Below are 13,499 nucleotides of genomic sequence, written 5' to 3' on the forward strand. Positions count from 1 at the left end.
ACATATATAAACATATTAGAGATTATTCTATAGTTTGTCAGGTTTTTATGTAAACGCTATCATTCTATAATTTAGTCAGAAAGGAGGTAAAAGTAAAAAAAGTCCAATGGGTAAACCGGACACATCCCAGAGAATCAAACTAAACGAGTTTTATAGTGAAAATACAATCATATCGGGAGGTAGAGTATGTTTAAATTCAGTAAAAAATTGTTGACGGTCGTTCTTGCGGCTTCTATGAGTTTTGGTGTGTTTGCAGCAACTTCAAGTGCGGCAACAGATTATTGGCAAAATTGGACCGATGGCGGTGGAACAGTCAATGCTGTTAATGGATCAGGCGGTAATTACAGTGTAACGTGGCAGAATACAGGGAATTTTGTAGTTGGTAAAGGTTGGAATGTCGGATCTCCAAACCGGACAATTAATTATAATGCAGGTGTCTTTGCACCATCTGGCAATGGGTATTTGACCCTTTACGGATGGACGAGAAATGCACTTATCGAATATTACGTTGTGGATAACTGGGGTACGTATCGTCCAACCGGAACGTTTAAAGGTACCGTAACCAGTGACGGGGGTACCTATGACATCTATACAACCATGCGATACAACGCACCTTCCATTGACGGGACACAAACCTTTGCCCAGTACTGGAGTGTAAGACAGTCGAAGAGAGCGACCGGGGTGAACTCCGCTATTACATTCAGCAACCATGTGAACGCATGGGCAAGCAAAGGCATGAATCTGGGTAGCAATTGGTCTTATCAGGTGTTAGCGACAGAAGGATATCAGAGCAGCGGAAGTTCCAACGTAACGGTGTGGTAACCAATCCACGGTAAGCCTTTCTATGAAAGTAAAACAGATTTTTATACATTAGGGCAGGCCCATGGCCTTCCCTCAGATCCAACCAGTCCGTCCTAATTCGTTGAAGGCCGTTTCTTATCGAGCAAATGGCCTTCAACGTTAACGGATGGCAGACATCATAACCTGTTATTTTCCCATTAGCTTAAAGGAGATCGTTCAATGAGAAAGCTATTAATGTTCTTTTTAATAGCAACAATGGTAGTAATCAGCGCTTGTTCGCAGGATAAACCCGAACCGAAGGATAACCTTGTATTCGTGCAAGGCGGGACGTTTAAGAACAACAAGACCAATTTTGCTGGAAGAAATGTGACCCTGTCGAACTTTTATATCGGGAAATATGAGGTAACTCAAAAAGAGTGGGAGGATATCATGGGAAATAATCCTTCCGGATTCAAAGGAGATGAATTGCCAGTAGAAATGGTGAGTTGGTATGACGCGGTAGAGTATTGTAACAAAAGAAGTATACAAGAGGGCTTGAAACCGCATTACAATATCGATAAGGATAACCAAGACCTGAATAATAAGAATGATAACGATAATTTAAAGTGGACAGTAACCATTAATGAGGGAACTAACGGTTACCGACTGCCTACAGAAGCGGAGTGGGAGTATGCCGCAGCCGGAGGTCAGGAGAGCAAGAATTACACATACAGCGGCAGCAATAACGCCGACGAAGTAGCATGGTATTGGAAGAACGCCGGGGACAAAATCTTAACTGGAGATTGGAACTGGCCTGCCATAGAGAGCAACAAAAACAAAACCAAATCGATTGGTACACAAAAGCCAAACGAGCTTGGAATCTACGATATGTCTGGTAATGTAAGAGAATGGTGCTGGGACTGGTACATCGACGCGGAGAGTCAAATTGCTTCCTTCCGGGTTGTGAAGGGCGGAGGCTGGATCGGTGGGATCAACAATAACGAGATCGCTTTTCGAGGAAAATTTGATGCCAATGGGTTTGGTCCCGATCAAGGTTTTCGTGTTGTTCGCGGGGAATAGCTAAGGAACAGGGGAAACTGCCTAAAACAATTGCAAGCCCTATCAAAAGAAACAGGTTAAGCACCAAACGTTAACACAAGAACGGTCATTCAGAAAGTCGCCTAATAGCGGCTTTTTTCTTCGTTTTATAGCAGGATCAAAAAGTATCCTACGATACAAAAATGATCTGATCATACAAAAAAGTGCGTACTACTCAACCATCAGAGAACCTGATAATCTAGCAATCGAACGGTAAGTTGAATTGTCGTTCACAATAAAATCGTACTGATGGGGTGGAAAAAATGGCAGAGTATCAACTTCATTTGAAAGATAAACGTATCGTATGGGGAAAAGCAATAGATGTAGAGTCTCTCATTGGGACATATGCACAGGACTCAATTAGACCAGGCGAGAATGCGGCTTGGGATTGGAAATTGCCTGATGGCATATATAGAGCAAAAGAGGTCGTCATTGAGCTGGATAAACTGCTTGAGGGGATACTTGTTCAGCTGGGAGAACCGATAGACGGTAATCCTTCGGTGTTGTTGGACAGTCTTCAGGCCAATTTGGCGATCTCTGGCGATGTGTCATCGCTACCACTTGGACCGTTGGCTTTGAAGGATAATGCAGGTGTCGAACTTACAGCACAGGCGGCACGCATTGGTGAACAATTGGTTCTCTGGGCACGAGAGGTTAATTCTGATAAGAGGGCACTTGCGCAATATGGACCAGAAACTCTTGGAGAACTGGAATTTAGAAGTCATTGCTACGGTCATACCCTTATACCGGAAGCTATTGCTCAAGTTTGGGGACCTGTTGGGGGACCAAGGGTCATGCAGTTGTATAATGAATACCTGCACCAATTTGTATTGCTGCGAGATGCATTACTTCCCTTTGCCAATTGGGAACAAGTACCGTTTGAAGTCAAGGAACTCACGCAATTCAAAGGACTGCGTTTTCTGGAGCCTGCCCGTAAGGTATTTCTAACTCAGTTGATAGGGAAGGAATTAACTCACAAAGCGATTGTTCAGTATGCACAGAGTGTGCTTAGCTCGGGTTTGACCTCTGCGGGTTACGGTTTTCAATATCCTTTGGGGACCGTGTTGCCGGCTGGATTGGGAGAGTCGGCCGGTTCAGCCGCGCGCTATCTATTGAAGTGGCATTCGGTACAGACCATTCAGGTAGGAGAACCACAAGATACAGTTGCAGTCTCGTTCGAATATGAATATGACGATTATTATGCTGCACCACGTAGCGAAGCAGGAGCGGGTATACCGGGTAGCAAGGATCATCTTCAATTTTCAGGAGAGCATACGGATTTTCCATCCAGCGCAAGGTTGGTGCCGAATACAGGTACTGATCGAACAACCGTGCTATTCTGTCTGGAGAGAGAAGGTCATGCATTTACTGTAGATCTTGGTCAGCTCTTTAGGGGACATCGATTTTCATATCGGCCTAAGGGGGAAAACCATTCCAACGGTGCAATGGTGAATCGCACAGCTATTAGCTTGCACCGGGTAACAGACATTCTGTCCCATACCGGATTGGTAACGAACACGGATGATGGAATTCACTTCATTCCAACCGGAGGCAATGGGCTTGTACAATGGGCTTTGTTAGGGAGGTTGTATCCCGAAAATGTGGTTTTACTGGAGAAGGGAAATGAAGAGGAGCTGGAATTAGCTTTTCGTTCTGGAAAGGGCTTTGGTACGCAATTTTTAGTGCTATAATTCTTTAAACCTTCCATGTCACAATATTTGACGGCAGGGCTTTGGGTGTAGGGCTGCTGCCGTCAAATCATGCCAACATTGCTTGATTAATTTTATTGCGATAAAACGGTTTCTCAAAGAGAAGAGAGCTAGGGGCATCGGGTTTACCGCACGTTAACGGTGTCACGGCGAGAGTCATCATTGTCGCATGATACTTCGTCGGGAAATTTCTCGATATAGGTCGATCCAAACTTGCACAGCATCTGGAGCATGGGAGCCAGTTCCTCCCCCAGATCGGACAAATAATATTCTACTTTTGGCGGGGCAACCGGATAAACTTTGCGAATAATAAGACCGTCGCTTTCAAGCATTCTAAGCTGCATCGTAATCATGCGTTGGGTTGCGTCAGGCAGAAGTCGCTGCAGCTCATTAAACCGAACCGGACCTTTAGTTAAGTGATTCAGTATAGATATTTTCCATTTACCACTCAGTAAGCTCATAACAATTTCGGAGGTGCAGCGATACGTTTTATTTCTAAAGTTAATCATCCTCGAGTACACCTCTTTCACTTTGATTTTTAACTCCCCATTCACATAAGCCTTCCAAAACGGGGAGTAACGTTTCCGCTTTATCGGTCAGACTGTACTCCACTTTAGGAGGAACTTGAGGATACTCTTTCCGTTCGACCATCCCATCCGCTTCCAATTCTTTGAGTTGTGAACTCAAAGTTTTAAACGTAATCGCTCCAATTTGTCTTTTCAGTTCATTAAAGCGCACCGTTTGGTTTTCTGCCAAAAGATAAATAATGACCATCTTCCACTTGCCGCCAATGACAGACAATGTGTAGCCAAAAGGCGTATCTTGAATATGTTTAACCTTACCTTGATATTCAGCCATGCTCATATTTATGCTATCCTTTCGGGTAGTACCTGTCATAATAGTGCGTACTACTTTTTGATTTGGGTTCAGTTTATACTAACCTTACTTTGAAGTAAAGGAGAGAAAAACATGAATCAAAAAACAATACGTCTGTTAATGCCACAATGGCAGGGGGGAAACAATCCTAATTACTCTTTTGGGGCGGAACTGCTTGCCTGGCTGGCTCCTGATAATGATCAACCACTGATTCAAGTGCCTGTACAAACATATGATGGAACTCCACTGGAAAACGAGAATGGTGTAAATGGGAGAAAACAGCTCATTGAACAACTGGAAGCAGCCCAGCATATTATTCATGCTCACAAGCCGGACCGCATCGTCATGTTTGGTGGGGACTGCTTGGTTGAACAAGCCCCGTTTGCCTATTTAAACGAACGGTATGATGGAGAATTAGGCTTGATCTGGATTGATGCGCACAGTGATTTGGTTGGATATAAGGGGTATGATAACGGACATACGCTACCCCTGGGGAACCTTTTGGGAGAAGGGGATGAGGAGTTTGCAAAACATGTGAAAATCCCTCTCAAACCTGAAAATATCTTTATCGCGGGGTTGGCAACGCCTACGGAGCAAGAAAGCGAAGTCATCTCAGAAGCATTAGAAAGATTAGGTATAACTACTGCAGAGTCAGATGCAGAAATGATCCAAAGACTCGGCATCAGAACAGCCGGAGCCGAAGAATTAATGAGGAGTACACAATCCATAAAAGAGTGGATCAAAGAAAGCAATATCAAGCATTTGGCAATTCACCTTGACTTGGATGTGCTGGATCCTAAAGCTTTTCGTTCTTTATTATTTGCGAATCCTGAAGGACCCTACACCTTTTCTCCTGCGGGAGCCTTGCAAATTCCTCAGCTTCTTCATCTGCTCAAAGAGCTATCGGAAGAAACAGATGTGGTTGGTTTGGGTATAACCGAGCATATGCCATGGGATTCGATTAACTTGAAGAATTTGCTTGGAGAGATACCCATTTTAAATAATTAATAATGTCACTTGCGTTCCCGGAAAATGAGTTGGCGGGTTTCAAAACACCAATAGTCATTCACCTACATACATTATTTCAGGACAAATGACTATTGAAGTCAGCCATGGAGGGAATCTAATGTCAGTTAATAATCATTCCAATACAATACATCCTTATTGGATCGAGAACATGGGGGGAAGAGAAAGGGAAGCCATGATGCCTCATCCTGTTGTAGTGGAGGTTAGGCAAGTTGCATCCAATCAAATTGTAGTGACGTATGATCAGCCAGCGGATTTAGCATCAGCAACAAACATTTCGAATTATTGGATAAGAAGTAATATGTCTAGTCCATCAGACATAGCCAGTGTAGGAATGGGAGAGGCCATTTCTAAAGAAAATACGATTCGTGCTGATCGGGGAATGATAACTCCAATCAATAATTCCAAAACGAGATTTGTTATAACCTTCAATGTTAACGCGACGATGGGTGTTCTTTATATTTTGCTTCCATGCTTTGTGAACTTGGAAGGGAGATCCGGATACACAGGTGGAAATTGGGGACCCTTAAGCAGAAATATGTTTATTGGATTGTAGTAAACAGTTTATCTAACGTCTTGAGTATCCCCTGACGTTATACTGGATAAAAGGGCATAAACATGAAAAAAAAGTCGCCAGAAATGGCGACTTTTTTATATAAATAGCCAACCGTTAAAGCGGATCGAAAGAAATAAACTTGCTTCTTACAGCTTGACCCAGGCCACCAGCCCATCGGGTTGATCCGGGTTAATACCATGGCGTTCAGCATTGGCAAGAGCAGTGATTTGCGAGATGAAAATGAAAGGGATACCCCGCACCGCTGTATCAAGTGGGCGATCTGTCGTGATCTCAAGGTCAAAGAACTCCTGCGGAATGTCCTTCGCCCGATCGGCAAACGTAATAATGGTGGCTCCGCGCTCCTTAATATCCCTCAACAGATTGCGCTGATGCTCAATACCGCTATCCGACAAGGCTGCGATCACTAACGTATCCGAATCCACTGTGACCATCGGCCCGTGCCGTACGTCAAGAAGATGGTATGCGTGTGCTTGTGTCTTCGCAATTTCGGTCAAAGCGATGGCGCCCTCGGCTGCCATTCCTTGTAGTTCACCGTCTGCAAGCAGTACCACGTTTGTCCAGTTGAAGTCGGAGACTCGGCGGATGCTGTCCTCTATACGTTCCATGTAGGCTTCGCCTTGATGAATCGCCTCCTGCATGTCGATAATCAGGTCCTCATCTCCAGCAAGAAAAGCGGCAAGAAGGAGATTGGCTGCATACAGATTGGTTACTGTCCGGGTCTGGCAAACGCTATGATCGAAAGCCCAGGGCAGTTCCAAAGGGAAATCGGCGCTTTTAGATAACGGCGAGTCCGTTACACAAGAAATTGTTAATAATGGAATACGTTGATCGGACTGGAGTAAACGCAGCGCTTCAACCACTTCACTGGTGCTGCCAGATCGAGACGGCGCTATGATCAGGCTGCGCTTCAACATGGGACGGTACCGATCTGCATGGAGCATGAGATCACCAGCGGCAAGTGACATTGAGGGTAGGCCAGCACGCAAACGGAAGGAAAAAGCGGCCGCTTCGCTCAAGCAATAGCTGGACCCGGCGCCAACAAAGGTTACGGAGGTAATTGCTTGAGCTTGGACAAAGGCAGTAAATTCCGTGCGTTTGGCAAGTAAATAGTTGTAAGTCTGCTGCAAGGCCTTATATTGTTCTTTTACTTCACGATACGTCAAACTCATAAAAATACCTCCCGGGAATGTTTTAGATTGATAACATCAGTTTGTGATCTTTTTGATCAAATATATAGTTGTATGATTGTGTTAATCATAATTATGCCGTTATAACCTTCTAAATTGCAATAGTTTTCCAAAATAATGATTGATTTAATCAAATAAAAAGATTATTATGATCACAAGCAAGAAAAGTTCAAAAGTTTTCCAATCTCATCTGACCCGTGAAGGGAGGTGCAGGATCGTTCTAATCGTCGCTATGTAGCCTGCTGATAAAGGGTAACCATTGAATCCTAGAAGCAGGGAGCGGCGCAACCTTTTAAGGGGGAATGGATATGCCACTGATCTCGTCCACTGAACTGCTGCAAACAGCTCGCAGGGACCATTACGCCATTGCTGCATTTAACGTACACACTCTTGAGATGCTTCAGGCTGTCGTTGAAGCAGCAGTAGAAACCGAATCACCGCTGATTATTCAAACCACGGTGGGCACAGTCAACCATTTGGGTCCGGAATACATCGCCCATGCGGCTAAAACCGCAGCGGACTTGACGGATATCCCCATCGCACTTCATTTGGATCACTGCACTGATTTTTCGACAATTATTCGATGCATACGAGCAGGCTATACATCCGTTATGATCGATGCATCCATGTACCCTTTTGAAGAAAACGTGAATCTAACCCGTAAAGTGATGGAGGTTGCCCAAGCATCTGGTGTAAACGTGGAGGCGGAGCTAGGCAAAGTCGGAGGCGTCGAAGATGATATTGTCGTTGAGGAACAGCATGCTTCCTTGGCTGATCCCGAAGATTGCGTACAGTTTGTTGAACGTACCGGCGTAACTACCCTTGCTCCGGCAATCGGAACTGCGCACGGTATATACAAAGGCCTGCCGAACATTGATTTCGAACGAATCGAAACCATTGCGAATCGTGTAGCAGTTCCTCTGGTATTGCACGGTGGTTCGGGCATTCCAGCCGAGCAAATTCATCGGGCGGTCGCGTTGGGGATGTCGAAGGTAAACATAGCTACTGAGCTGCGTATTGCGTTTTCCGAAGCCATCAAGGATGTGTTCTTAATTCACCCGGAAGAGAATGATCCACGCAAATACATGGCTCCGGCGAAGGAAGCAGTTAAACGGCTTGCCATGGAGAAAATGCGATTATGCGGATGCACTGGCAGAGCCGGCGTGGCCCGATGATTACCACAGTCACACTCCACGCGGCCATTGACCGGACGTTGTACGTTGACAAGTTTGGCGTAGGCCAGGTGCATCGGGTTACACGGGAGGTTAATGAACCGGGTGGCAAAGGTAATAATGTAGCCAAAGTGATTCGGCAGCTTGGCGGTCAAGTCACAGCTACAGGCATTATTGCTGGCAATAACGGCGGATTTATTGAGAGCAGTCTGACTGAACGGGGGATACGAACTGCTTTTATCCAATCCGCTGGAGACTCGCGAGTCTGCCTTAACATTCTGGACGATTCCAGTGGGAGCTCTACCGAGCTGCTTGGGCAGGGTCCAACCATGTCAGAAGCCGAAGTTGAAGCAATCAAGAACAAAGTACAGGAGCTTGCCATCCAGTCCAGTGTGGTTGTCATGTCTGGGAGTTTACCCCCAGGCGCACCGAACACATTGTACGCAGAACTGATTCGGATTGTCCGTTCAGCAGGCGCGAGAGCTTTTCTAGATACAGGTGGAACAGCTTTCAACATTGGGTTGAGTGCAACGCCTCATTTCGTGAAGCCTAATGAGCACGAGCTAGCCGAATGGCTGGGACAGAAGCCGAGAGACGTAAGTGAGTGGACTCGAGCAGCACATATGCTGGCGGATCAGGGAATTGACGAGGTGTGCATAACACTAGGCAGTAACGGTGCTCTGGCCATTCTAAACGGAACAGCGTATATGGTGAAGCCGCCAGCCATTCAACCCGTAAACACGGTAGGATGCGGGGATGCCTTTGTTGCTGGCATGGCGTATGCGGCAGAGCGCGGCGATTCGGCTGAGTCCAGGCTGCGAACAGCTGTCTCGGCGGCAGCGGTCAATGCCATGTCTTCCAAAGCAGGTGACATCGACTATGTTCTCTTTGAGGAGTACGAACATCAGGTGCAGATTATACTTTTATAAAAGTTGAAGGTTGTACAAATCAGCTTCACATCCCTCATGAATAATCGCCAGAGAGATGCTTTTCTGATGGAATGCAGTTCACGTCGGCATATTGCAATCCATCCTTTCATCCTACACAATAGAGCTAGCACGGGCTGTAGTTAACGGATATCTTACAAGCCCAGACATAATAAAGGAGAGACTTATGCAATATTCAAAGGGTGAACTGCGCAGAGCACAAACATTGGAACTGATTAAATCGCATGGGAAAATATCGCTGCTAGAGATTGTCCAAACGGTCGGTTGCTCGGAAGCTACCGCAAGACGGGATTTGGATGCGCTCGAAAAAGCGGGCGAGATTATTCGAACAACTGGGGGAGCCATTTATGAAGGGAGTCTGACGTCGGCGATATCGGAGCTGCCTTTTGCAGCAAAACGCGATTTCAGACGGTTGGATAAGGAACGGATCGCCGCCACGGCCGCCGCCCTCGTTGAAGAGGGGGACATTATCTGCCTGACAGGAGGTACAACGACGTTTTTTATTGCGAAAGCACTCAAAAAGCACCGTAATATTACGATTGTCACGAACGCGGTGAATATTGCTTATGAACTGGCTGATGCCGAAGATATTCAGGTCGTGGTTATTGGCGGCGTTATGCGGTCCAAAAGCTACGAATTATGCGGTCCGCTGGCGGAAAGTGTAATTGATAAAATTAACATTACGAAAATGTTCCTCGGGGTGGACGGAGTAACGCAGAATTTCGGCTTTACGATGCATTCCGAGCTTGAAGCCCGTATAGCCCAATTAACAATGGAACGTTCCAGCGAGGTTTATGCTGTATTCGATCAAAGCAAGGTTGAGAAAAGTGCTTTGTTTACCATTGCTCCCTTGAATCAGGTGACAGGAGTAATTACGAATAAGCAGCCGGAGGGATGGTTTGAGCAAGCGTGCAGGGAGCAGCAGATTGCTATACATACAACTACAGATCACAATGCTTCTATATAAGTACGCCTGATTCTCAAACGACCCTCTCTTCAGATGCTGGCTAATTTGCAGAACAAGGGAGGATATGCGAATGCATTTTTCCAAGTTTATGCTGATCCTTGCGATGATTTGCGTTGTAATCGCTGAAGCGGGCTGTTCCAGTTCTTCCACTTCCGGCGGCGAACCATCTGCAGACTCGCAAGGCAAGGTGAATCTGGTCTTTTGGAGTCATCAGGAAGACGCCATAGTGGGCGCTTACAAGAAATTAATATCCAAATATCAGAGCTTACACCCCGATGTAACAATCGAGTATCAGACCTTTCCGTATGATGTGTACAGCCAGAAGCTGAAAGCTTCATTCTCCGCGAAGAAACCACCTGACATTGCCGAATTCTTCGGCACCTGGGTGCCCGAATATTCCAAGAACAACCTTCTTGTTGAAATTCCTGATAGTGAAAATGTGAAAAAAGCATATTATGATGCCCCCCTGGGGGGATATTTGCGAGACAACAAGTTATATGGGCTGCCGCTCGAATACAACATTGAGAACGGTGGCATGCTGATTCATCCGCAAATGCTCAAAGAACAAGGCTTGGATCATCCACCTTCAAGCTGGACAGAACTTGTGGATTACGCCCAAAAACTAACCGTACGTGAAAGCGGTATCATCAAAGTAAAAGGCTTCGATTTTGTATCGGCAGACAATATTACGTTCACTTTCCTATCGCTCATTTTGCAGCAGGGCGCAAGTTTTATGAGTGAAGACGGACATGTTAATTTTCACACGCCGGAGGCTCAGAAAGCGATGTCCACCTTGGTTTCGCTTGTAGCTGATGACAAAGTTGCGGATTTAACCACTTTCGGTGGTGAGCTGGACACTTCTGACTATTTTTTTCAGGGGAAATCAGCGATGACCTATCGCGGCCCCTGGACCATTGCTGCAGGGCAGAACAACTATAAGGTAGATGATTTTGAATATGTTTCCGTGCCTTCCTTTACGGAGAATCCACCTGTTTTTGCTGCCGAATCCGGTTGGGGGCTAGCAGTATCTAAGCAAAGCAAACAGCAGGAGGCCGCACTTGATTTCATCCAATTCATCTCGGAGAAGGACAACCTTACGACATGGAATACGGACACCTTTACCGTTCCAGCCAAAAAGGAAATTGCTGAAAATCCGGAATTCCTGAAGAACAATCCCCATTTAAAGCCCTCGCTGGCTATATTGGCGTTAGGTCAATGGATTGGGCCTATAGCAGACCGGGATTTCTTCTTCAAGCAGATCAACGACAATTTTCAATTGATGGCTGGTGGACAGCAAAGTGTTGAAGACGGATTGACGAACATTGAACGGACGATCAACGATAATCAGGATCAACATAAGTGATAGGGGTGCTGGGGCATGAGTACTGCTATATCTACCAAAAAGGCCGAAAAGGGTAACCCAGCGGTAAAGTCGACAGCTTACAGGGCAAAACGAAGGTTCATCATCATTTCACTCGTACCGATCTTGCTTCTGTTCGGGGTGTTTGCTTTCCTTCCCATCGCATGGAGCCTGGGCTTGTCCGCATTCAAGTATGACCCGCTCAGTTCAAACGCGATATTCGTGGGGGCGGAGAACTATATCCGTATGTTCCAGGATTCCATATTTCTGAAGTCACTATGGGTAACCTTCAAATTTGTATTTATCGGGGTACTGATTAACATTGTCATTACGCTTTTAATCGCTTCAGCGATTCAGCGAGTCCGCATCCCGTGGCTCAAAAATGGCTTTCGAACTATATTCTTTCTTCCTACAATCGCTCCGCTGGCGGGAACGGCCATCGTATGGAATACCATGTTCAATTACAATGACGGCTTGTTCAACATGATTCTTGCCAAGCTGAATATGGCTCCAATCCAGTGGCTCAGTGATCCACATTATGCGCTCTATTCCGTCATTATGATGACCTTGTGGGCTGATATTGGGTATAACATCGTTCTTTTCATTGCCGGATTGGATTCCATCCCGGATATGTACTATGAAGCAGCGACACTGGAGGGGGCGGGCCGATGGCATGTCTTTCTTCACATCACACTGCCTTTACTGCGCAGAACGACGCTATTTGTTTCTATCACGACAGTTGTTTCCTATTTTCAAGCCTTCCCGCAATTTCAGATTATGACCAAGGGCGGACCCTTCAACGAAACACGAGTGCTATCACTGCAAATTTATGAGCAGGCATTCTCCAGTTCCAACATGGGGTACGCCTCCGCTATGGCAACAGTGTTTCTAATGATCATCCTGCTTGTGACACTGCTGCAGCTGCGATGGGGACGCACACAATGGGAACATTGAGGAGAACAGGAGGAGAAGCCGATGCGACGTAAAGTAAGTCTATGGGAAGGCGTCACGATCGCAGTTCTTGCAGTCATAGCCTGTATTATGCTTTTGCCTTATGCCTGGATGGTATTGTCATCTCTGAAAAGCAACATGGACATCGTCTCGGGTTCTGGCGGGTTGTTACCAAGCAAGCCGAGCCTCGATGGATACCGAACGGTTTTTAGCGAGGCGCCATTTGTTACGTGGCTGCTTAACAGCCTGATGACATCTGTCATCATAACGATAGTTACCTTATTTACCAGTGCTCTAGCCGGATATGTATTTGCCAAGCATCAGTTTAAAGGCAAGAAACTGCTGTTCATTCTGATCCTGGCAACGATGATGATTCCCTTTCAGGTTATTATGATTCCAACTTATCTGATTACCGCTGAGCTTGGACTGGTTAACCATTTGCTGGCGATCATTTTGCCCAATCTGGTCAGCTCCTATGGTGTATTTTTGGCTAAACAATTCATTGAAGAGATTCCACAAGAGCTGCTGGAAGCAGCCAGGATAGACGGTTCGGGCGAATTCAGGCTGATGCTTCGCATCGTTATGCCGCTTATTATGCCCATGCTATCAGCCTTGGGGATATTCACGTTCATGAACTCCTGGAATAACTATCTGTGGCCATTGATTGTATTAAATGATGAGAGCAAAATGACCGTTCCGCTGGCATTGGTCTATTTTAACGGAACGCATCAGGTCAACTACAACGTCGTCATGTCAGCTGCGGTGCTGATTACGATACCGGTTATTATAATGTTCCTGATCTTCCAGAAGCAATTCATTAAAGGCCTGGCGATGACAGGCATGAAATAA

The 13,499-nt window shown here is 45.8% G+C and carries 14 protein-coding genes; 11 read left to right on the forward strand and 3 right to left on the reverse strand.

Going from position 1 to position 13,499, the window contains the following annotated elements:
• The first annotated feature begins 186 nt into the window (after positions 1-186).
• From QP794_RS13750 to QP794_RS13760, 3 genes are all read left to right on the forward strand, one after another.
• Positions 187-822, forward strand: coding sequence for a glycoside hydrolase family 11 protein (locus QP794_RS13750; RefSeq protein ID WP_285077333.1), 636 nt, complete (start codon positions 187-189; stop codon positions 820-822).
• Positions 823-1,020: 198 nt separating this feature from the next.
• The gene (locus tag QP794_RS13755) at positions 1,021-1,860 is read left to right on the forward strand and encodes a formylglycine-generating enzyme family protein (RefSeq protein ID WP_285077335.1); all 840 of its coding nucleotides are present in this window, start codon (positions 1,021-1,023) and stop codon (positions 1,858-1,860) included.
• Positions 1,861-2,141: 281 nt separating this feature from the next.
• Positions 2,142-3,569 (forward strand): hypothetical protein, encoded by a 1,428-nt coding sequence (locus tag QP794_RS13760; protein WP_285077337.1) that lies wholly within the window; start codon positions 2,142-2,144, stop codon positions 3,567-3,569.
• Between the two features lie 143 nt (positions 3,570-3,712).
• On the opposite strand, the gene QP794_RS13765 is transcribed toward QP794_RS13760, so the two are convergent.
• The gene (locus QP794_RS13765; protein ID WP_285077339.1) at positions 3,713-4,096 is read right to left on the reverse strand and encodes a winged helix-turn-helix transcriptional regulator; all 384 of its coding nucleotides are present in this window, start codon (positions 4,094-4,096) and stop codon (positions 3,713-3,715) included.
• Entirely contained in the window at positions 4,089-4,451 is a 363-nt protein-coding gene (locus tag QP794_RS13770) for a winged helix-turn-helix transcriptional regulator (protein WP_285077341.1), read from the reverse strand. The genes QP794_RS13765 and QP794_RS13770 overlap by 8 nt, the downstream gene beginning before the upstream one ends.
• A 105-nt stretch (positions 4,452-4,556) precedes the next feature.
• On the opposite strand from QP794_RS13770, the gene QP794_RS13775 reads away from it, so the two are divergent.
• Positions 4,557-5,471: an arginase family protein gene (locus QP794_RS13775; protein ID WP_285077343.1), complete on the forward strand. Its 915-nt coding sequence runs from the start codon at positions 4,557-4,559 to the stop codon at positions 5,469-5,471.
• Between the two features lie 118 nt (positions 5,472-5,589).
• A complete protein-coding gene (locus QP794_RS13780; RefSeq protein WP_350338866.1) occupies positions 5,590-6,045 on the forward strand; it encodes a hypothetical protein in 456 nt (151 codons plus the stop codon).
• A 146-nt stretch (positions 6,046-6,191) separates the two neighbouring features.
• On the opposite strand, the gene QP794_RS13785 is transcribed toward QP794_RS13780, so the two are convergent.
• Complete coding sequence (locus QP794_RS13785; RefSeq protein WP_285077345.1) at positions 6,192-7,235, reverse strand: SIS domain-containing protein; 1,044 nt, start codon at positions 7,233-7,235, stop codon at positions 6,192-6,194.
• Positions 7,236-7,561: 326 nt separating this feature from the next.
• Here QP794_RS13785 and fba point away from each other — a divergent pair, with 326 nt between their 5' ends.
• The 6 genes from fba (at position 7,562) to QP794_RS13815 (ending at position 13,499) form a co-directional block, all read left to right on the forward strand.
• Positions 7,562-8,428 carry a class II fructose-1,6-bisphosphate aldolase gene (gene fba / locus QP794_RS13790; RefSeq protein ID WP_094936618.1) on the forward strand — a complete coding sequence of 289 codons (867 nt, stop codon included), beginning with the start codon at positions 7,562-7,564 and terminating at the stop codon, positions 8,426-8,428.
• Positions 8,425-9,354 (forward strand): 1-phosphofructokinase family hexose kinase, encoded by a 930-nt coding sequence (locus QP794_RS13795; protein ID WP_285077348.1) that lies wholly within the window; start codon positions 8,425-8,427, stop codon positions 9,352-9,354. Before fba ends, QP794_RS13795 begins: the two co-directional genes overlap by 4 nt.
• Before the next feature lie 184 nt (positions 9,355-9,538).
• On the forward strand, positions 9,539-10,339 hold the full coding sequence (locus QP794_RS13800; protein ID WP_285077350.1) for a DeoR/GlpR family DNA-binding transcription regulator: 801 nt from the start codon (positions 9,539-9,541) through the stop codon (positions 10,337-10,339).
• A gap of 70 nt (positions 10,340-10,409) precedes the next feature.
• The gene (locus QP794_RS13805; protein ID WP_285077352.1) at positions 10,410-11,702 is read left to right on the forward strand and encodes an ABC transporter substrate-binding protein; all 1,293 of its coding nucleotides are present in this window, start codon (positions 10,410-10,412) and stop codon (positions 11,700-11,702) included.
• Between the two features lie 15 nt (positions 11,703-11,717).
• Positions 11,718-12,653, forward strand: coding sequence for a carbohydrate ABC transporter permease (locus tag QP794_RS13810; RefSeq protein WP_285077354.1), 936 nt, complete (start codon positions 11,718-11,720; stop codon positions 12,651-12,653).
• 21 nt (positions 12,654-12,674) lie between these two features.
• Entirely contained in the window at positions 12,675-13,499 is an 825-nt protein-coding gene (locus tag QP794_RS13815; RefSeq protein ID WP_285077356.1) for a carbohydrate ABC transporter permease, read from the forward strand.

The organism is Paenibacillus sp. UMB7766-LJ446, from assembly GCF_030226665.1.
Taxonomy (GTDB): domain Bacteria; phylum Bacillota; class Bacilli; order Paenibacillales; family Paenibacillaceae; genus Paenibacillus; species Paenibacillus vandeheii.

Coding starts and splice junctions, on each gene's coding strand:
- QP794_RS13750 (WP_285077333.1), top strand. CDS start 187: ATGTTTAAATTCAGTAAAAAATTGTTGACGGTCGTTCTTGCGGCTTCT.
- QP794_RS13755 (WP_285077335.1), top strand. CDS start 1,021: ATGAGAAAGCTATTAATGTTCTTTTTAATAGCAACAATGGTAGTAATC.
- QP794_RS13760 (WP_285077337.1), top strand. CDS start 2,142: ATGGCAGAGTATCAACTTCATTTGAAAGATAAACGTATCGTATGGGGA.
- QP794_RS13765 (WP_285077339.1), bottom strand. CDS start 4,096: ATGATTAACTTTAGAAATAAAACGTATCGCTGCACCTCCGAAATTGTT.
- QP794_RS13770 (WP_285077341.1), bottom strand. CDS start 4,451: ATGAGCATGGCTGAATATCAAGGTAAGGTTAAACATATTCAAGATACG.
- QP794_RS13775 (WP_285077343.1), top strand. CDS start 4,557: ATGAATCAAAAAACAATACGTCTGTTAATGCCACAATGGCAGGGGGGA.
- QP794_RS13780 (WP_350338866.1), top strand. CDS start 5,590: ATGTCAGTTAATAATCATTCCAATACAATACATCCTTATTGGATCGAG.
- QP794_RS13785 (WP_285077345.1), bottom strand. CDS start 7,235: ATGAGTTTGACGTATCGTGAAGTAAAAGAACAATATAAGGCCTTGCAG.
- fba (WP_094936618.1), top strand. CDS start 7,562: ATGCCACTGATCTCGTCCACTGAACTGCTGCAAACAGCTCGCAGGGAC.
- QP794_RS13795 (WP_285077348.1), top strand. CDS start 8,425: ATGATTACCACAGTCACACTCCACGCGGCCATTGACCGGACGTTGTAC.
- QP794_RS13800 (WP_285077350.1), top strand. CDS start 9,539: ATGCAATATTCAAAGGGTGAACTGCGCAGAGCACAAACATTGGAACTG.
- QP794_RS13805 (WP_285077352.1), top strand. CDS start 10,410: ATGCATTTTTCCAAGTTTATGCTGATCCTTGCGATGATTTGCGTTGTA.
- QP794_RS13810 (WP_285077354.1), top strand. CDS start 11,718: ATGAGTACTGCTATATCTACCAAAAAGGCCGAAAAGGGTAACCCAGCG.
- QP794_RS13815 (WP_285077356.1), top strand. CDS start 12,675: ATGCGACGTAAAGTAAGTCTATGGGAAGGCGTCACGATCGCAGTTCTT.